Here is an 18,322-nt window from a genome sequence, read left to right as displayed (position 1 = left end):
GAATATCTCAGCTGCAGGCAGCCTCTATCCCCCCGACATATCAGAGAGATAAAGCATTTGCTGAAATGGAAAATCGGCTTCGGTCAGGACCGGGCGAGGCTTCGAGCGCCCGTGGTCCGCCACGGCTATCGCCCGAAGCGGAACTCCATCGGCGTTTTTCCGCGATATCTCTTCATGGTTGTCGCCAGGTGGCTTTGATCCGAGAAGCCGGTGACGTAGGCGATTTCCGCAATGGAGATCTCACCCGCCGCGAGCAGCTCCTCCGCCCTGTCCAGGCGCAGATTGATGAGATAGCGGTGCGGCGGCATACCGAAGGTCTTGGCAAACCGCACGATGAAGTGATTGGGCGAAATGCCGGCGACAGCAGCAAGCTCCGCGACATGTACCTTTTCGGTAAAGTGCTCACGAAGATATTCCTGCACGCGCCGAGCGCTTTTGGCGGAAAGCCCGCCTTTTGGCGAAGGAAGCTGTGTCATGCGGCTTGTATAGGTGCGAAGCAGATGTGTGCTGAATAGCGTAACCAATGAATCCAGATAGAGTTCATTCGAAGGTGCTTTCCTCGTTAACTCGACAGAGATTCTCTGCGCTATGCCGAGGGCCAATGGATCGACGGTGCCGAAATCAGGCGGCTGGAGTTCCACATTGCCAAGATCGAACTCCTGGAGCGCCAGCTCGGACAGAACGTCAGGGGGAATGGCGACGACAAGATTTGTCCTGGTTTCGGTCCAGGCAAGGGTACTGTCCACCCCGGCGGGATTGACCACGAGACAGCCGGTCGGCGCATCGTATTGCGTGATCCGATCGCTGCCGAGAGAGGCTCGCAGGCCGCGCGAGGGCGCCAGCACGATTGCCACCGCGTGTTCCCTAGCAACCCAGGTCTGCGATCCGGGATTGCGAACCGAATTGATAACGCTCCCCCGCATGGAGGCTCTTCTCGGTCCCGCACTCTCAGGGATTATGTCGAATACATATCGATCGGCCCGCTCCCGGGCCTCACCCGCAAATCTCATTATGCATCGCCCGCCCCTGACGAAATTTCACTTGCACGCGAAGCAGGCAAGGCAACAATCATCGATTGCAACCGCAATCCCCCAAGCCTGCCCGCTCCACGCTGCTGCCTACCAGCTATAGCGCGAAATTAAATAGTATAAATTACTGAGTTTTGAAGGGGAAATATTCACATGGTAAAGAAAGACTAAGGCGCTAGAGCGCATCATTGATTAGCCCGATCGAATGGATCCGGCACAATTCAACAGAGGGCTGTTGTCAGGCTATATCTTATTTCGCGTCCGAGTGGAAAAGCGATCATCGCACTATTGCGGCGGCTGAAGATCGCCCCGGCGCTTTTCATAGAGATCCCACGCGATATCCGCCATCGCCAGAAGGACGTCTTTCTCGTCCCATCCAGCTGCGACCGCGGCACGGACAATTTCACTAACGATGGGCTGCAATTGGCGTTGGCACTCGTTCGAAATGTCCTCAGAGCCGTTTCCTCGAGGTGGCTCGCTAAAATTGAATTCGACCATTATCACTCTCACCGGATTACTATATGTCAGCTATCATATTCCTGATATAAAATAAATCCGTAAGAACGCTTAAAGATGTTCGCAAGGCTAGACCTTGATCACACTACGACTCTGTTGCGATCAATCCGACCTTGATCACTGTAACCGTCATCATACCACTAGGAAACTCACGGGTTACCGGGCGATGGTTACCAGAAAATTGGGAAACTATTCTATCTTTGGGACAGGATCGTGGCACGAGGCACAGCAGCATGTATCCAATTGGTGAATTACCGAAGCCGATCGGAAAACAAAAATTTCCGCCCATGAATTCCGGCACGGGTTTCGGTTTGAAATTCGGCAAGTCCGCAGGTGATCCATTGTCGGAACGGGCCCGCTAGTTCTCCGCCCGGGAGCGCCTTATGCCCGGAATGCGCGGCAACTCCTCCGCCAGAAACTCCACAAGCAGCCTGACGCGCGCAATACTGGCCCGTTCCGGCGCAATAAGCATGTTCAACGGCACGGCCGGCGGCGCATGGTCGGGCAGAATCGTTTCGAGGCGGCCGTCCGCGAGCAGATCGTCCACCAGCCAGATATGGGCCGGACCGAAGCCGCGAGCAGCCGCAAAAGCTTCGCGCGCGGCAAGTCCATGATCGAACTGGAGCCGCCCGCCGAACGGCACGACGTAGCGCTTGCCCCCTGCCCGTTCGAGCACGAGATCTTCGCTGCCGGCAATGTTCGACATGCGCACACCCTCATGACCCTTGAGTTCCTCGGGCGTCGTCGGCCGGCCGTGTCTTGCCAGATAGGCGGGAGAAGCAACGAGAACGCGCTGGCTCTGGCCGATCGCCCGCAGCTTCATGGAACTGTCGGCAAGCGGGCCGAGGCGCAGCGCGATATCCACACCCTCGCGGATAAGATCGATGCGCTCGTCGGTCAGGCTGAGATCGACCGCGATCTCCGGATAGCGGTCTTGGAAGGCGAAAATCAATCGGCTGACATGCCGGACGCCGAGCGCTGCCGTGCAGGAGATGCGAACCGTGCCGGCATGGGCGCCCTGTGCGCTTCGCGCCTCATCGGTCGCCTGTTCCACGAGGCGCAGGATTTGCACGACATTGGCATAGTAGCGGCTGCCTTCCTCCGTCAGCGTGACGCGGCGGGTCGTGCGGCTCAAGAGCGCCACGCCCAAGGCTTCCTCGAGCTCGCGCACATGCCGCGTGATGCTCGACTGGCCGACGTTCAGCTCGCGTGCCACGACCGAAAGGTTGCCGCGCTCGGCGACGCGGACAAAGGTGCGGATGCGCTCGAGCGTGATATCGGATCTATCCATTATTCGGCATTATCTTATCCATATCCGACATATAACGCATCAGTCGGGCAGGGTCTATCTTTGGATAAAACCAACGCCAACAGATAGGTGCTCATCATGAATGTACTCATCGTTTTCGCCCATCCCGAACCGAAATCCCTTTCGGCATCGTTGCGCGATGTCGCCGTGCGGGAATTGCAGGCAGCCGGACATACGGTTCAGGTTTCCGACCTCTATGCCATGGGGTGGAAATCCGAGATCGATCGCGCCGACTTTTCTGCCCTGGGGCCGGACGAACGGCTTCTGCCCGTGTTGGCCTCCAAACATGCGTTCGAAAGTGGCACGCTGACGGCCGATGTCAAGGCAGAGATCGAGAAGCTTCTCTGGGCCGATATGTTGATCCTGCAGTTTCCTCTCTGGTGGTTCACCATGCCAGCCATCCTGAAAGGCTGGGTCGATCGCGTGTTCGCATATGGCTTCGCCTATGGCGTCGGCGAACACAGCGACAAGCGGTGGGGCGATCGCTATGGCGAGGGAACCCTGGCCGGCAAGCGAGCCATGCTGATCGTCACCGCCGGCGGCTGGGAGGAACATTATTCCCCGCGCGGAATCAACGGCGCCATCGATGACCTGCTCTTCCCGATCAACCACGGCATTCTTTATTATCCAGGCTACGACGTGCTGTCGCCCTTCGTGGTCTACAGTACCGATCGCTTCAACGAACAACGCTTTGAAGCCGCCGCCGAAAGCCTGCGCGAGCGGATGCGGACCCTTGAGACAACGCGTCCCATTCCCTACCGGCGGCAAAATGGCGGGGATTACCATATTCCGACCATGCAGCTCCGTGCGGAGCTGGGCGCTTCGGCAACATCGGCTTTTGCGCTTCACCTCAAAGAGGCGGCAGACGCAGAACCGGATTTCCAGCATTCCATCCCGTCGCTTGCGCGCCGGTGATCCCCGGCCACACTAACCGAAGCTGACCCCTGGGCCGGTCCACCGGGCCTGTCGCGGGCCAGCTGGGCAAGGTGCGCCGGCAGAACAGCGGGCCAGGGGATTTGACTTGAAGGCCGGCAAGGTCGAAAAATGCTGTTATCGGCTACTTGAGCCTTTCAAAAATTCGCCGGACGGCTATCAAGTCTCACCAGTTTGAAACAAGGACATTGACAGATGCAGGCGCGGCAGGGTGAGGTTCGAGAACGCATGACGATCCTGGGCGACGTCGACTCGACCTCATTCGTCCCATGGATCCGCCGCCACGCCGATAAGCTCGGGCTTTCCCAGACATTCTTCCATTCCGGCGCGGACAGGATCGAGCTTGAGGTTGCCGGGCCCGTGGAATTGATCGACATGCTGGAAATGGGTTGCTCGCTCGGCCCGATCGACGTCTGGGTCCAGGAGATTCAGCGCAGGATCATGGATGATCGGGAAACACCGCATCTTAGGAATTCCTGATCTATTGCCTTTTATTTAATCATTGTTGCCAATGCGAATTGTTTATGCAAAACCTTTAAAAGCTACGGGGATGCAGGCATCAGTGCCTGCCTATGACCAGCGGCGCTAAGCCATTGGTGAAATTAAGAGAGTTAAGGCTATGCCATTTGATGGGGCCGGGTCCTGGGCGCCAGTCGCCCTCTCCTCTGATCTTCCGCCAGGAACCGTCATACCGGCCTGGACGCCGGAGGGCTCAATCGCTCTATGGCGCAGTCAGTCGGGCCGCGCGGCCGCATCTTCGGATCGCTGTCCTCATCGCGGAATGCGATTGTCGCATGGTTTCGTTCGTGGCGAGGCGCTGTCCTGCATCTATCACGGATGGAGCTATTCGCCATCGGGCGGATGCATTCGCATTCCGGCCCATCCGGATCTCGTCCCTCCGGAAACCATTCGCGTCGCCGTGCAGCGGGTCGAGGAATCGGACGGTATTCTGTGGGTCGCCGTCGGGCAGCCGGCGATGCAGCCCCCTCCGCTCGAGGAACTGATACCGCTACGCTCGTTGACGGTGGAAACAGACGTTGCGGCCATCGAGGACGTGGCAGGAGCGGAGATCGATGCGAACGGTCTGATCCGCCTGCCTGAATTCCCATGGATCGCGCTGCTGCTGGCACCTCAGGAAAAGCATACGCTCCTTCATCTCATGGTCGACAGGGATCGCAGCTCGGCAGACCGCGTTGCGGCATCGCGGACTGTCGAATCCATCCGCCGTGCCGCGGAAGAGCGCCAAAGGGAGAGCGCATGATGAATGGCGGCGCGATGATCGATGAATGGTATCCGGTCGGCCTTTTCAGCCAGCTCAACGAAAAAGGAACCAGGACTTATCTGATGGGCGAGGCGATCGAGGTCGCCCGCGATCACGACGGGAATGCGCGGGTGACGACCGTCGAGGGAAGAACACTTCCCGTCCGCGTTCAGTATGGCCACGTCTGGTCCTCGCTCGGAAAGCCGGACAAGGAGCTTTTTGCCATTCCCGAAGCCGATCAGCCAGGCCGCCGCTTCGTCGAAGTCGGCGTGGTCCGCGTGCGCTGCTCGCCGCTTCGTGCCGTCGAGAATTTTCTCGACATCGCGCATTTTCCGTTCGTTCACACCGACATCCTCGGCGCGGAGCCGCATACGGAGGTCGAAAATTACAAGGTCGAGATCCGCGAGAACGAGGATGAAGTCTGGGCGACGCAAGTAAAATTCTACCAGCCGCAGGCTGCAAAATCGGCATCCGGTGGCATTACGACCGAATATATGTACCGCGTGCCGGCCCCGACCTGTTCGGTGCTCTACAAGACCTGTCCGCCACGACCCAGCGAATGGGACGTCATTACCCTGTTCGTCCAGCCGCTCGCGGAAGATCTTTGCGATGTATGGCCGTGGATGGCTCTCTTCGACGACGAGACGCCGATGACCGATCTCATCCACTTCCAGCAGATGATCTTCCTGCAGGACCGCTCTATCCTCGAAAACCAGATACCCACGCTTCTTCCGCTTGATCCCGGCATGGAAATTCCGACCAGGGCCGACCTAACCTCGGTCGCCTACCGGCGATGGCTCAAGCGCCATAACTATACCTACGGCGCACAGTTGGTCGCACAATGAAGCTCTATGACTACATCTTATCGCCGAGCTGCTACAAGGTACGGCTGATGGCCGCCATCCTCGGCATCAAGCTCGAAATCCGGTCGGTCGATTTCCATCCCGGCGCGGAGCATCGCGGGCCGGAGCTTCTGGCGCTAAATCCGGCGGGTTCCATCCCCATCCTCGAGGATGGCGATCTTGTGCTGACCGAGTCCTCGGCGATGCTTGCTTATCTCGCTGCCAGCGGTGCACCGGAATGGCTGGGGCAGGGTTCACCGCAGGAGACCGCGCGCGTGCAGCAATGGCTCTCCTTTTCGCATCGCCTGACGGCCAATCTTGGCGGCGCGCGGCTCCACGAAATGCTTCTGCGGCCAGGAGATATCAAGGCATTGCAGGCTCAAGGGATCGCAGCGCTGCGCGAGCTGGAAGCAGGCCTCTTTGAACAGGGCGAGCGCGGCATGCGGTTCCTTGCGGCAAGCCGGCCGACGATCGCTGATATTGCCTGCTTCCCCTATGTGGCGCTTGCGCCCGACGGCGGCATCACGCTTGATCCCTATCCCTCGATCCGGCGCTGGATGCGTGCCATCCGCAGCCTGCCCGGTTTCATCGAAATGCCTGGCATTCACCGCCTGCACGAGCTGAAACCCGATCCGCATCCGGCAGGGGAGACGTGATGGGATGACCGGTTATCTCCTGAAAAACTGTGCGGCTGCGATCGTCGATGAGGGCAACGGGCCGAGCGTGCGCCGGAACGTCGACCTGCTCACCAAAGGCCCGGCGATCCAGGCGATCGGTGAGAACCTGTCGCAGAACGCGCTACCCGAGGGCACCATCGTCCAGGACGCTACCGGCTGGTTCGTCTATCCGGGGCTCGTGAACACCCATCACCACTTCTTTCAGTGCTTCGTGCGCAACCGGGCCGAGCTCGACTGGACGAAGCTTTCCGTCATCGAATGGCTCGACCGGATCTATCCGATCTTCTCGCGGCTGACGGAGGACTGCTTTTATCATTCTTCGGTCACCGCCATGGCCGAGATGATCAAGCACGGATGCACGACCGCCTTCGACCATCAATATTGCTTTCCCCGCCATGCCGGAAAGCGCTTGATCGACCGTCAGTTCGAGGCAGCCGACCTTCTCGGCATGCGCTTTCATGCAGGCCGTGGCGGCAACACCCTGCCGAAGTCCGAGGGGTCGACGATCCCGGACGCCATGCTCGAAACCACCGACGAATTCATCGCTGACTGCGCGCGGCTGATCGACAGCTATCACGATGCCGGCCCCTTCAGCATGCGTCAGGTGGTGGTCGCACCCTGCCAGCCGGTCAATTGCTATCGCGAAACCTTCGTCGAGTCGGTCGCGCTGGCGCGCGATCGCGGCGTGCAGATGCACACCCATGTCGGCGAAGGTGAAAGCCCCGTCATCGAGGCGCGGCATGGCATGCGCACGGTCGATTACTGCGCCGAATTGGGCTTTGCCGGCCCCAACACCTTCTACGCCCATTGCTGGGAACTGACGCATGGCGAGCTGCGCAAGATGGCGGCAAGCGGCACCGGCGTCTCCCATTGCCCCGAGCCGGTTTACTTGGTCGGGGCCGAAGTGACCGACATCCCGGCGATGCAGGCTTTCGGACTTCGTATCGGCCTCGGCTGCGATGGAGCCGCATCGAACGACAACTCGAACCTGATGCACTGCATCCATTCCGCCTACATGCTGCAGTGCCTGATGGCCTCGACGCGCGCGCATGCCGTTCCGGCCCCGCTCGACTTCCTGCAATATGCGACCAGCGGCGGCGCAAGCCTATTGGGACGCAGCGATATCGGGCGCCTCGCTCCGGGCATGGCCGCCGACCTCTTCGCGATCGATACGCGACGGATGGACTATGTCGGGACTCGGCATGACCCGCTGAGCCTGATCGCCAAGGTCGGGATCGGCATGCCCACCGATCTGACCATGATCAACGGGCGCATCGTCTGGAAAAACGGTGAATTCACCGGACTGGATGAGACCGCGCTGTTTGCGGCGGCCGAGGCGGCACTTGCAACAGTAGAATTCTGAAAGCCAAAAAGGGGAACTGGGATGCAGAAGAATCTGACCCGCAGAACATTGATGAAAAGCGCGGCCGTCGCAGGCCTCGCAACGGCCTTCACCGGCCGCTCCGCCTTTGCCGCGGCCGAACCGCTCGGCATTACGCTCGTCGTACCCTCGCCGATCGGCGACGTCGGCTGGGGCCATGCGCTGGCCGCCGGCCTTGATCCGATCAAGGCCACCTATGGCGACAAGGTCAAGGTGACGGTGATCGAAAACATCGCCGAAGGCCCGGATGCGGACCGCATCATGAACAAGACGGTTGCCGACGGGAATCATTTCCTCATCGCCGGCTCATTCGGCTATCAGAACGGCGCGCTGCAGATTGCCCGTCGTAATCCGAAGGTGAGCGTCCTGCATGCTTCCGGCTTCCAGGTCGCGCCGAATTTCTCGCCCTTTGCCGCCAAGTATTTTCAGGGGACCTATCTACTCGGCATGGCGGCGGCGGCCGTTTCCAAGACGGGCAAGCTCGGCTCTGTCTCCGCCTTCGCGATTCCCGAACTGATCACGTCAATCAACGCCTTCACGCTCGGCGCACAGGCGGTGAAGCCCGACATCGAGGTATCGGTCGTCTGGGTCAATTCCTGGTTCGATCCGGCCAAGGAGCAGGAAGCAGCCAAGGCCTTGATCTCGCAGGGCTGCGACGTGATCTTCTCGAACGCCCAGGATACGCCCTCGGTCATCTCGGCCTGCGAGGAAGCTGGCGTTTATGCCTTCAACCTGAATTCCTCGATGAAGAAATATGCGCCGAAAACCTATCTCGGCTGCGTGTCCACGGACTGGTCGCCCTTCTTCAAGGCATCGGTCGATGCCCATCTCGCCGGCACCTTCAAGGGCGCCAATGCTTTCCTCGGCGTTTCGGACAAGGTCGTCGAAGTGGTCGACTGGAGCCCCGCAATTCCGGCCGACACCATGGCGAAGATCAAGGAAATCGAAGCGAAGATCGCAAGCGGCGGCTTTTCGCCGTTCACCGGCCCGATCACCAAGGCCGACGGCAGCGAAGGCGCGGCTTCGGGCGCGACATTGACGGATGCGCAGATCGTCGCGATGGACTGGCATGTCAAAGGTGTGAAGACGCCTTTGCCGAAGTAAGTCGCTCATGACCATTCCGCTGCTGTCGCTGCGCGGCATCTCCAAAAGCTACGGCCAGGTCCATGCCAACAAGCATGTCGATCTGGACGTGGCCCCGGGCTCCATCCATGCCGTCCTTGGAGAAAACGGCGCCGGCAAATCGACACTGATGAAGCTGATCTACGGCGTCGAACAACCGGACGACGGGACTATCGCCTGGCATGGGCAGCCCTTGAGCCTTGCCTCCCCCGCGGAGGCGAGGCGTACCGGCATCGGGATGGTCTTTCAGCATTTCTCGCTGTTCGAGAGCCTGACAGTCGTCGAGAATATTCGCCTGATCGTCTCCGGCGGCAGGGCCGAGCTTGCGCAGCGCATCCGTGCTCTCGGGGATGAATTCGGTCTCGAAGTCGATCCGTTGGTGCATGTGCATGAACTGTCGGTCGGCGAGCGGCAGCGGGTGGAAATCATCCGGTGCCTGATGACCGATCCGAAGCTGCTGATCCTCGACGAGCCGACTTCGGTGCTGCCGCCGCAAGCCATCGGGAAGCTGTTCGATACGTTGCGCCGGCTGCGCGACGGCGGCGTATCGATCCTCTTCATCTCGCACAAGCTGGAAGAGATCCAGTCATTGTGCGACCGTGCGACCATCCTGCGCGGCGGACGCGTGACCGGACATGTGGATCCGCGCGAGCATGATGCCCATGATCTCGCCCGCATGATGATCGGTCGCGACATGCCAGAGCCAATACCAGCATTGCCCTTGGCCGAGGGCGAAAAGCGCCTGGAAATCATCGGCCTCGATCACCGGCCGGACGATCCTTTTGGCATGCCGCTTTCGACCATCAGCCTGAGCGTGCGCAGCGGCGAGATTCTGGGCATTGCCGGCATTTCCGGGAATGGACAAAAGGAACTTGCCGCGCTGATCTCGGGGGAAACGCCCCTGCCGCGGGACAAGCGCGATCAGATCTTCATGATGGGGCGGGATGTGGGCAGCCTCGACGCCGCCAGCCGTCGAAAATTAGGCTTTGCCTTCGTCCCGGAAGACCGGCTCGGGCATGGTGCCGTCCCCGAAATGTCGCTGACGCTCAACAGCCTGCTGACGGCTCATCCCTTGAAGCTTGTGCGACATGGTCTCCTTGACAGCACCAAGGCCACCGCCTTCGCAGCTGAGTGCATCCGGGACTATGATGTGCGCACGCGCGGCCCGGATGCGGAAGCCGGCTCGCTTTCCGGAGGAAACCTGCAGAAGTTCATCGTCGGACGCGAAATCATGCTCGCGCCGAAACTGCTCTTTCTTGCGCAACCAACCTGGGGCGTCGATGTCGGCGCCGCCTCCGCCATTCGCAAGCGGCTGATCGAGCTGCGCAATCAAGGCATGGCCATTCTCGTCATATCCGAGGAACTCGAGGAATTGTTCGAGCTCAGCGACTTTATCCAGGTGCTTTACCACGGCACGCTGAGCCCGCCGCTCGTCACGCGCGATACCCGACCGGAAGACATCGGTCGATACATGATCGGCGCACAGCCCCAACGGGAAAACCTATCCGCATGAGCAGTTCTTTCGTCGCCGCTTTGCCCACCTTTGTCCGCCGGGAACGGGCCTCGTTCACCGCGAAGCTGCTCGCACCGCCGATCACTCTCACCGTCACCATCATACTCAATCTCGGCCTCTATATCGCCATGGGCCGCGATCCGGCAGCGGTGATCTACGCCATGCTGGTCGAGCCGTTCTTCTCCTGGGCGTCATTCTCGGAAGTATTGTTGAAGACCGGTCCGCTGCTTCTGATCGCACAGGGTCTGGCGATCGGCTTTCGGGCGAAAGTCTTCAACATCGGCGCCGAGGGCCAATTCATTCTCGGCGCAATCTTCGCCTCCGCCATACCCATCTGGATGCCGCAGGCGACGGGCCAATGGATCTGGCCGGCAATGCTGCTCTTCGGCACCATCGGCGGCGCGCTGTGGGCCTCCTTGACGGCTTTCTGGCGCGTCAGGCTCAATGCCAACGAAATCCTCGTCTCGCTGATGCTGAGCTTCGTCGCCGCGCAATTGCTCAATTACCTGCTTCTCGGCCCGTGGAAGGATCCGAACGGCTTCAATTTCCCGCAATCGGTCATGTTCCCGTACGATGCCATGGTGCCGATCCTGTTCGAAGGAACGCGCGTCAACGTCTCGCTCATTCTCGCGGCCGGCCTATCGATCGCGGCATGGATCTTCATGCAGAAGAGCTTCGCCGGATATAAATTGCAGGTCGGCGGACTGGCTCCCCGGGCGGCAGGCTATGCCGGCTTCAAGGAGAGCTGGGCAATCTGGCTCTCGCTGATGATAGGCGGTGCTGCTGCCGGTCTTGCCGGCGCTGCCGAAGTTGCCGGCCCGCTTGGCCAGCTGCAACGTTCCATTTCGACCGGATATGGCTATGCGGCAATCATCGTTGCCTACCTCGGCGGTCTCAATCCGATCGGCATCGTTATTTCCTCGATCGTCATGGCCGCACTCTACATCGGCGGCGACAACGCCATGGTCTCCGCCAATCTACCGATTGCCGCCGTCCGCGTCTTCCAGGGCAGCCTGCTCCTCATCTATCTGATCGCTGTCGCCTTCGTGCGCTATCGCATCGTATGGCGTCCCATGTCCGTCCGGAGCACATCATGAGCGCCGTCGAATTCATCCTCGCGGGCATGCTGGCAGCCGCAACGCCGTTTCTGCTGGCAGCCTTGGGTGAGCTTGTCGTCGAGCGCGCCGGTGTCCTTAATCTCGGTGTCGAAGGATTGATGGCGCTTGGTGCCGTCATCGCCTTCATCGTCGTCTATCACGGGGGCGGCCATTTTCTGGCTTTCCTTGCGGCCGGTCTCGGAAGTGCTCTGCTTTCCATGGTCTTTGCCGGTATCGTTCTCGGCTTCAACGCGAACCAGGTCGCCGCCGGCCTTGCGCTCGGTATCCTAGGCCAGGGCCTCTCGGCGCTATTCGGCAAGAGCTATGAGAGCCTGACCGTCACCACGCTGCCGAAGATCGCGATCCCCGGGCTTGCTCAAATTCCCCTCATCGGTGGCCTTTTCAATCAGGATATCGTCGTCTGGATCTCGCTCGTCGTGACGATCGGCATATGGGCGATGTTTGCCTACGGCAAGATCGGCCTCATCCTGCGCGCCGTCGGCGAAAATCCCAAGGCCGCCCATGCCATCGGCTATCCCATCATGGCGATCCGTTTCGCCGCGGTTGCCTTCGGCGGCATGATGGCAGGCTTTGCCGGCGCCTATGCCGCAACGATCTACACGCCGCTCTGGGCCGACGGCATGATCGCCGGCCGCGGGTGGATTGCCATTGCCCTCGTCGTCTTCGGAACCTGGCTGACATCGAGGATCTTCTTAGGAGCCTGCCTGTTTGGCGCGGTATCGCTGATGGGGCTTGCCGCCCAGGCAAGCGGACTTGCCGTTTCCTCGCAGCTGCTGGCATGCCTGCCCTATCTCGTGACGATCGTCGTTCTTGGCATCATCTCGGCGGACCGTCGCCTGCTGAAGCTCAATGGCGTCGCCTCCCTCGGCGAGCCATTCGAACGGTAGCAGGACCACTCGACCAGCACTCCGTGCAGTCGGCAATACGTTGCGTCTGCAAGGCGAAATCAAACGGAAATTATGCCGGATATCGCAGCTTAGGGATGTCTCATGGCTCTGAAATCCTTCGATAATTGCATAGTGTGAGTACAGGGTTGACCGATGGGAGGCGCGCCCAACATTACCTTGCGGCGGCCCTTCATCCGCTCTTGCCGCAAGGGGACGAACCTGCCTTGTGAGGGGGATGGTTTGCGCCCACACGAGCGGCGATATTTCCGTAATTTTCGAAACATGGCCGTTTGTTTCAAACACGTGATCAACCACAGCCTTATCGGCCCCGAATTGCCCAAGTTTGGCCGGATTTCATTCGGACGCCTCTAAGGGTCGCCCGGCAAGTTCATCGGGTTCATGGGGTGGGTAAGAAGAAGAGCATCTGCAAGCCGCAGAGTATAGGGAGCTGGCGCCATCAATGAGGGGTCCGAAATAGGCTGAAAACCGGGGGTGTTTATGCTTAGTATGCGCGACCGCCAATTGGACGGCCTGAGAACCATCGCCGTTGCCATGGTGCTCTACGCACATTTTTTCGCGGCCGATGGGTCCATCTGGGGTCATCTCGGCGTTCGTCTCTTTTTCGTACTCAGCGGCTTCCTGATCACGCGCCTGTTGTTGGAAGCGCGAGCCGATGCGCGCTATCAGCCGGCCACCGCACTGAAGGCATTCTACATCCGCCGCGCGCTACGCATATTTCCTCCCTATTTCGCGGTTCTGTCGCTGGTGTGGTTCATCAATCTCGAAGGCGTTCGCGGCACCGGCACTCTGAAATGGCATGCGCTCTACATGGCAAACTACTGGTATGCCCTGCGCGGCGAATGGACGCCCTGGGTCCTATGCCATACCTGGAGCCTCAGCATCGAGGAGCAGTTCTATATCGTCTGGCCGCTGGCAATGCTGCTGGTGCCGCGCCGGATGATCGGGCGCCTCTGTATTGCCGTCATTGCCTGCTCGCTTGCCTCTCGCCTCTACTGGCCGCTGACAGGAACGCCCTCCTTGACGCGCGACTTGCTTCCTTCCGCTTCCATGGATGCGCTGGCGAGCGGCGCCCTGCTCGCAGTCTACCGCGAGAGGACACGAGCCTGGCCGCAGTGGATGCGGCTGGGCTGGATGCCATTGGTGGCCGCCGCCACCGTAGCGCTATGGCTCAGACCTGATCCGATGACGCCTGTTCTCGACTGGTGCATCTGGATCGGCTCGGAGGTTTTTCCGCTCGTGCCGCTCGTCATGCTGGTCGGCGGTGCCTCTTCGGGTTTTCGATCCGGTTTCGGCCCGCTGCTCGAATCCTCGCCGATGGCAGCCACCGGGCGGGTCAGTTACGGCATCTATCTCTTCCATCCGATTGTCCTTTCGCTGATCATCAAGGCTCAAGCCTGGATTCCGGTCAACGTCTCGGAACAGGGCTTCGGCCGCTTGATCGTCGGAAGTGTCGCCACCTTGGCTCTGGCTTCGATCTCCTGGCGCCTTTTCGAAAAGCCGTTGAACGGCCTCAAGCGCTATTTTCCCTATGTCGACCGCAGCCATCCGCCGGCGGCCGCGATCAGCGAACCGAGGGAAGCGCGGCGTGGTGCTAAAATATACGAAACGGCGCTCTATCGCCGTGGCGACCACGATCGCGACGACGCCGTCCAAACCTCTGATCTGCAATAGTGCGCGAGCTGAAGAATGACCGTTCCACTGGTTTCCGTCCTGCTGCCCGTCTATAATGGCGAACCTTATCTCGCCGCAGCCGTCGAGAGCATCCTGCGACAGGATCACAAGCGCCTCGAGGTCATTGCCATCGACGATGGTTCGACCGACCGCTCGCTGGACATCCTGCGACGCCATCAGGCGGCCGACGACCGCCTCCGGATCGTCTCGCGTGAAAACCGCGGGCTCATTGCGACGCTCAACGAAGGCATGACCATGGCGAAAGGCGATTTCATCGCCCGGATGGATGCCGATGATATCGCCTATCCCGAGCGCTTTTCACGCCAGATCGCCCTGTTTCGGGAGCGGCCCGCGCTTGCGATCAGCGGCACCGGCGTCGACCGGCTCATCGGCAATCGCGTCGTGCGCGGCACGCCCAACCCCATCCATCAGTCAGCCGACTGGGGTGTCTTGTCGATGTTTTACACGGTTTTCATGCATTCGACCGTCATGTACAACCGCAATGTCATTCCGGCTGGCATGCTGACCTATGATGCAAGCTATGTGCACGCGGAGGATTTCGATCTGTTCCGGCGGATCACCCGTGAATTCCCCGCCGCCATGATCGATGACAGCCTTGTTGCCTATCGCGTACACGACGAAAGCGTCACCAACAAACACAAGCGGCCGATGCGCCGCACGCATCTGGCGATCGCGGTAGAAAATCTCCAGCGGGAAGGTCTGATCGACGATCCCCTTGCCTTGCACGATATCGGTGCGGCGGTGACGCATGACACGGTTGCCCGTGCCGCCGACTGTCTCCTCTCCATCGAAGGAAGGATCGCCGCGCGCGGCCTACAAGCCTCCGCGAGCCATCAGGAAGGACTGATGTGCTTCTTCTATTTCCTCTACCAGCTCATCGCGGACGAGAAGCAGCCCGCGTTGACGCATCAGTTCCTCACACAAACAGGCAAATGGCATACGATCCGGCGACGCGAGCGGTATGGACTTCGCGCCGCCACCTATGCGCCCTGGTGCAGCCGCCTTTGGAGTGATGCGAGCCTGCACCTCGACGCCCTGGCGAGGTATCGGCAATCGGTACCTGCAAGCAGCGTGCTGCCGCTGCAGGGACTTGCCTGACATGGCCGGGGAGAATCCTGCCATCTCGAGAGGACATGCGCGGAAGGTCGCCATGCCCCCCGGTCCTTCCGTCGAGCGAGGTCCGGCGGCGAGTTTCATAGTCTGCACCCGCAACCGCGCCCAGGCGCTCGAGGCTTGCATCCGGTCGATCGAAGCAGCCAGTCTGGCCCATGGTTCGATGACAAGCGAGCTGGTGGTGGTCGATAACGGCTCGACCGACGATACCGCCGACCGGCTGGCCCGGATAGCGGCCACATCGAGCATCACGATCATACCGGTGGTGGAGCGCCGCCGCGGCTTGGCCGCCGCCCGCAATGCGGGGATGGAACGCTCTCGCGGGCGCATCCTGATCTTTATCGACGATGATTGCGAAGTGGACCTGCATTACCTGCGGGACCTGGAGCGGCATTACGCAGGCGGAGAGCGCCTCGTCATCCGGGGCGGCCGTGTCGAACTCGGCGATGCGCGGGATCTGCCGTTTACGATCAAGCGATCGCCGGAGCCCGCCCGCTTTACGCCCGATGTCCATCCAGGCGGCTTCATCCTCGGCTGCAACATGACGATGCACCGGGAAGTCGCCAAGCGCGTCGGCCGCTTCGACGAGCGCTTCGGCGCCGGCAGCGCCCTGCAATCGGCCGAGGACACCGACTATCTCGTCCGTGCCTTCAAGCTCGGTATTCCGGTCGAATATGTTCCCGACATGAACGTGCTGCATTATCACGGACGCAACACGCGCGAGGCGATCGAACGGCTTCACCGCAACTATAGCCTCGGAAATGGCGGCCTCTGTCTGAAGCATCTGCTCGGCGCACCGTGGCTCCTGCGCCATTTCTGCTGGACTTTCCGCTCGGCCTGGCGGGAATTATGGGGTGGGCCACGCTTCGATCCGGAAGTATCCTTGTCTCATTGGCCGATCGTGTCCATGAATTTGCTGGGCGCTTTCGAATTCGCGCGATGTGCGATGACGAGTCGCCCCCGACAGCCGGAGCTGAACCGGATCAAGCAGACAACCCGTTCGTTGAGGTGATATCCGTCATGCTGAAACTCCTCCTGCCGGGCCTGCAACTCCTACGACAGGCGCTTGGCCGGCAAATCCGGCTGCTGCCTGTGGTCGTCGTCCTTGGCCTGATCGGCGCCGTGCTCGAGGGCACCGGCATCGGCCTCATCATTCCGATGCTCGGCATTATCGGCGGTGAAAAGGCCCCGACGGGATTGAGCGGATTTTCCGCCCTCTTCCAGCAGGCCGGATCTGGCCTGGACGACCGGCAGCGGATGATAGCCATTGCCGCCTGCATTCTCGCACTGATCACCTTGAAGAATATTCTTGCCTTCGCCAATACGGCCCTCACCAACTTCATCCATGGCAAGGCCGGTCATGCGATCCGCAGCGCGCTCGCCGATCAGCTCCTGAAGATCGGATACCCATTCTTCCTGCAGGAAAGCCCGGGCCGGCTGCTCAACATCATCTCCAATGAATCCTGGCGGGCATCCGATGCGATACAGACGGTGCTTGCGGCGATCGTGAACGCGTCGGCGGCAATCATTCTGCTTGCCTTTCTGCTGCTGCTGTCGTGGCAAATGACGCTCTGCGTCGCGCTCGGCCTCATTCTCGTCCAGGCCGCGCATGCCGGCTTGTCAGCGGGCCTGAGGATGCCGAGCCGCAAGGTCGCTTCTTCCAACAATGAACTTGCCAGCCGAATGCTGCATCTCGTCCACGCCGGGCGGCTGATCCGGATTTTCGGTCAGGAGGCGCGCGAAAAGGCCGTGTTCGACGGCGCATCCAATGCCGTGAGGAAGGCGGGCTTCGTTCTCCAGACCCGCCAGGGCGCGCTGCCGCCGCTGACGGAGGTTTTGCATTCCGCGCTTTTCCTCGCGGTGGTTGTCAGCGCCTGGGCCTGGGCGGTCAGCTTTCCCATCATCGTGGCCTTCGTGGTCCTGCTATACCGGCTGCAGCCGCACGTGCGCGCTCTGCAGCAGGCATGGAGCCAGATGCAGGGCTGGAGCGGTTCGCTGGAGGAAGTCCGCTGGCTGCTGGATCCCTCCGACAAGCCGCAGCCGCCGGCTGGAGACCTGCCGGCTCCCCGGCTAAGCCGGGAGATCAAATTCGACGGCGTGACCTTTCAATATCCGGGCTCTGCCGCGCGGCCGGTGGTGCTGCGCTCCGCCAGTTTCGAGATCGGTTACGGTCGCTCCACCGCCCTCATCGGCCGATCCGGTGCGGGAAAGACGACGATCGTGAACCTGCTGTGCCGCTTTGTCGAACCCGACGAAGGCGAGATCCTGATCGATGGATCGCCGCTGAGCCGCATCGATCCCACGCAATGGCGAAACAGGCTTGCGCTTGCCAGCCAGGACCTGGAACTGGTTGACGGCACCATTTTCGAAAACATCGTCTACGGACAGCACGCCTCGCCGGCCGAGGCCGAACGGGCCGCCAGGCTTGCCGAAGCGCATGAATTCATCGAAAAGCTCCCCGAAGGATACAAGACGCTCGTCGGCTACAGGGGCGCCAGCCTTTCGGCCGGGCAGCGGCAGCGAATAGCGCTCGCAAGAGCGCTCGTTCGCGATCCCGATATCCTCATTCTGGATGAAGCCACCAACGCCATGGATGGACTGTCGGAGGCCGCCATCGTCGAGACGCTGAAATTGCGCGCCGGCCGCCGCACCACGATCGTCATCAGCCATCATCGCAGCACGATCTCGTTTTGTGACGACGTCGTCATCCTCAGCGGCGGGCGCGTCCGCAACCAGACGGCATTTGCGGAGGTCGCATCGCTGAGCATGGATCAGCTCTATGAGCAAGAACTGCCATAGTTTCGAGTGGATAGATTTGCTCTTGATGGGAAGCAAACCTAAGGCCAATTTGTTATCGAAACCGTCGAAGTTTCAAGAATGCTCGAGTCTGGAGCTGAAGCGAAATTCTC

General features: G+C 60.6%; 17 protein-coding genes. 14 read left to right on the top strand and 3 right to left on the bottom strand.

The window, feature by feature from the left end; translation table 11 throughout:
* Window positions 1-125: 125 nt before the first annotated feature.
* The 3 genes from FHT84_RS23205 to FHT84_RS23195 all read right to left on the bottom strand — a co-directional run bounded on the left by FHT84_RS23205 (window position 126) and on the right by FHT84_RS23195 (window position 2,835).
* Window positions 126-923 carry an AraC family transcriptional regulator gene (locus FHT84_RS23205; RefSeq protein ID WP_246698606.1) on the bottom strand — a complete coding sequence of 266 codons (798 nt, stop codon included), beginning with the start codon at window positions 921-923 and terminating at the stop codon, window positions 126-128.
* A gap of 390 nt (window positions 924-1,313) precedes the next feature.
* Window positions 1,314-1,526, bottom strand: coding sequence for a hypothetical protein (locus FHT84_RS23200; protein ID WP_112343484.1), 213 nt, complete (start codon window positions 1,524-1,526; stop codon window positions 1,314-1,316).
* Window positions 1,527-1,902: 376 nt separating this feature from the next.
* Window positions 1,903-2,835 carry a LysR family transcriptional regulator gene (locus FHT84_RS23195; RefSeq protein WP_183764246.1) on the bottom strand — a complete coding sequence of 311 codons (933 nt, stop codon included), beginning with the start codon at window positions 2,833-2,835 and terminating at the stop codon, window positions 1,903-1,905.
* A 96-nt stretch (window positions 2,836-2,931) separates the two neighbouring features.
* Here FHT84_RS23195 and FHT84_RS23190 point away from each other — a divergent pair, with 96 nt between their 5' ends.
* The 14 genes from FHT84_RS23190 to FHT84_RS23125 all read left to right on the top strand — a co-directional run bounded on the left by FHT84_RS23190 (window position 2,932) and on the right by FHT84_RS23125 (window position 18,212).
* A complete protein-coding gene (locus tag FHT84_RS23190; protein WP_183764249.1) occupies window positions 2,932-3,768 on the top strand; it encodes an NAD(P)H-dependent oxidoreductase in 837 nt (278 codons plus the stop codon).
* Window positions 3,769-3,981: 213 nt separating this feature from the next.
* On the top strand, window positions 3,982-4,266 hold the full coding sequence (locus FHT84_RS23185) for an acylphosphatase (protein WP_112343487.1): 285 nt from the start codon (window positions 3,982-3,984) through the stop codon (window positions 4,264-4,266).
* A 139-nt stretch (window positions 4,267-4,405) separates the two neighbouring features.
* Window positions 4,406-5,047 carry a Rieske (2Fe-2S) protein gene (locus tag FHT84_RS23180; protein WP_112343488.1) on the top strand — a complete coding sequence of 214 codons (642 nt, stop codon included), beginning with the start codon at window positions 4,406-4,408 and terminating at the stop codon, window positions 5,045-5,047.
* A complete protein-coding gene (locus FHT84_RS23175) occupies window positions 5,047-5,892 on the top strand; it encodes an aromatic ring-hydroxylating dioxygenase subunit alpha (protein ID WP_112343502.1) in 846 nt (281 codons plus the stop codon). Before FHT84_RS23180 ends, FHT84_RS23175 begins: the two co-directional genes overlap by 1 nt.
* Window positions 5,889-6,545: a glutathione S-transferase family protein gene (locus FHT84_RS23170; protein ID WP_145646152.1), complete on the top strand. Its 657-nt coding sequence runs from the start codon at window positions 5,889-5,891 to the stop codon at window positions 6,543-6,545. The genes FHT84_RS23175 and FHT84_RS23170 overlap by 4 nt, the downstream gene beginning before the upstream one ends.
* Before the next feature lie 4 nt (window positions 6,546-6,549).
* Window positions 6,550-7,929: an amidohydrolase gene (locus tag FHT84_RS23165; RefSeq protein WP_145646153.1), complete on the top strand. Its 1,380-nt coding sequence runs from the start codon at window positions 6,550-6,552 to the stop codon at window positions 7,927-7,929.
* Window positions 7,930-7,950: 21 nt separating this feature from the next.
* Complete coding sequence (locus FHT84_RS23160) at window positions 7,951-9,051, top strand: BMP family ABC transporter substrate-binding protein (protein WP_112343491.1); 1,101 nt, start codon at window positions 7,951-7,953, stop codon at window positions 9,049-9,051.
* 7 nt (window positions 9,052-9,058) lie between these two features.
* Entirely contained in the window at window positions 9,059-10,582 is a 1,524-nt protein-coding gene (locus FHT84_RS23155) for an ABC transporter ATP-binding protein (protein ID WP_183764252.1), read from the top strand.
* Window positions 10,579-11,679 carry an ABC transporter permease gene (locus FHT84_RS23150; protein ID WP_183764255.1) on the top strand — a complete coding sequence of 367 codons (1,101 nt, stop codon included), beginning with the start codon at window positions 10,579-10,581 and terminating at the stop codon, window positions 11,677-11,679. Before FHT84_RS23155 ends, FHT84_RS23150 begins: the two co-directional genes overlap by 4 nt.
* The gene (locus tag FHT84_RS23145) at window positions 11,676-12,587 is read left to right on the top strand and encodes an ABC transporter permease (RefSeq protein WP_183764258.1); all 912 of its coding nucleotides are present in this window, start codon (window positions 11,676-11,678) and stop codon (window positions 12,585-12,587) included. Before FHT84_RS23150 ends, FHT84_RS23145 begins: the two co-directional genes overlap by 4 nt.
* A gap of 498 nt (window positions 12,588-13,085) precedes the next feature.
* Window positions 13,086-14,279 carry an acyltransferase gene (locus FHT84_RS23140; RefSeq protein WP_183764261.1) on the top strand — a complete coding sequence of 398 codons (1,194 nt, stop codon included), beginning with the start codon at window positions 13,086-13,088 and terminating at the stop codon, window positions 14,277-14,279.
* A gap of 15 nt (window positions 14,280-14,294) precedes the next feature.
* Window positions 14,295-15,398, top strand: a complete 1,104-nt coding sequence (locus FHT84_RS23135) for a glycosyltransferase family 2 protein (RefSeq protein ID WP_183764264.1) — start codon at window positions 14,295-14,297, stop codon at window positions 15,396-15,398.
* 52 nt (window positions 15,399-15,450) lie between these two features.
* Entirely contained in the window at window positions 15,451-16,425 is a 975-nt protein-coding gene (locus FHT84_RS23130) for a glycosyltransferase family 2 protein (RefSeq protein WP_246698605.1), read from the top strand.
* A gap of 8 nt (window positions 16,426-16,433) precedes the next feature.
* The gene (locus FHT84_RS23125) at window positions 16,434-18,212 is read left to right on the top strand and encodes an ABC transporter ATP-binding protein (RefSeq protein WP_183764270.1); all 1,779 of its coding nucleotides are present in this window, start codon (window positions 16,434-16,436) and stop codon (window positions 18,210-18,212) included.
* Window positions 18,213-18,322: the final 110 nt, after the last annotated feature.

This window comes from Rhizobium sp. BK289, assembly GCF_014193575.1.
GTDB classification, from domain to species: domain Bacteria; phylum Pseudomonadota; class Alphaproteobacteria; order Rhizobiales; family Rhizobiaceae; genus Rhizobium; species Rhizobium tropici_C.
Note: the sequence above shows the minus strand (reverse complement) of the source record. Positions and strands in the feature narration are given on the sequence as shown.

Coding starts and splice junctions, on each gene's coding strand:
- FHT84_RS23165 (WP_145646153.1), top strand. CDS start 6,550: ATGACCGGTTATCTCCTGAAAAACTGTGCGGCTGCGATCGTCGATGAG.
- FHT84_RS23150 (WP_183764255.1), top strand. CDS start 10,579: ATGAGCAGTTCTTTCGTCGCCGCTTTGCCCACCTTTGTCCGCCGGGAA.
- FHT84_RS23200 (WP_112343484.1), bottom strand. CDS start 1,526: ATGGTCGAATTCAATTTTAGCGAGCCACCTCGAGGAAACGGCTCTGAG.
- FHT84_RS23140 (WP_183764261.1), top strand. CDS start 13,086: ATGCTTAGTATGCGCGACCGCCAATTGGACGGCCTGAGAACCATCGCC.
- FHT84_RS23190 (WP_183764249.1), top strand. CDS start 2,932: ATGAATGTACTCATCGTTTTCGCCCATCCCGAACCGAAATCCCTTTCG.
- FHT84_RS23170 (WP_145646152.1), top strand. CDS start 5,889: ATGAAGCTCTATGACTACATCTTATCGCCGAGCTGCTACAAGGTACGG.
- FHT84_RS23205 (WP_246698606.1), bottom strand. CDS start 923: ATGCGGGGGAGCGTTATCAATTCGGTTCGCAATCCCGGATCGCAGACC.
- FHT84_RS23175 (WP_112343502.1), top strand. CDS start 5,047: ATGAATGGCGGCGCGATGATCGATGAATGGTATCCGGTCGGCCTTTTC.
- FHT84_RS23135 (WP_183764264.1), top strand. CDS start 14,295: ATGACCGTTCCACTGGTTTCCGTCCTGCTGCCCGTCTATAATGGCGAA.
- FHT84_RS23180 (WP_112343488.1), top strand. CDS start 4,406: ATGCCATTTGATGGGGCCGGGTCCTGGGCGCCAGTCGCCCTCTCCTCT.
- FHT84_RS23160 (WP_112343491.1), top strand. CDS start 7,951: ATGCAGAAGAATCTGACCCGCAGAACATTGATGAAAAGCGCGGCCGTC.
- FHT84_RS23145 (WP_183764258.1), top strand. CDS start 11,676: ATGAGCGCCGTCGAATTCATCCTCGCGGGCATGCTGGCAGCCGCAACG.
- FHT84_RS23125 (WP_183764270.1), top strand. CDS start 16,434: ATGCTGAAACTCCTCCTGCCGGGCCTGCAACTCCTACGACAGGCGCTT.
- FHT84_RS23195 (WP_183764246.1), bottom strand. CDS start 2,835: ATGGATAGATCCGATATCACGCTCGAGCGCATCCGCACCTTTGTCCGC.
- FHT84_RS23130 (WP_246698605.1), top strand. CDS start 15,451: ATGCCCCCCGGTCCTTCCGTCGAGCGAGGTCCGGCGGCGAGTTTCATA.
- FHT84_RS23185 (WP_112343487.1), top strand. CDS start 3,982: ATGCAGGCGCGGCAGGGTGAGGTTCGAGAACGCATGACGATCCTGGGC.
- FHT84_RS23155 (WP_183764252.1), top strand. CDS start 9,059: ATGACCATTCCGCTGCTGTCGCTGCGCGGCATCTCCAAAAGCTACGGC.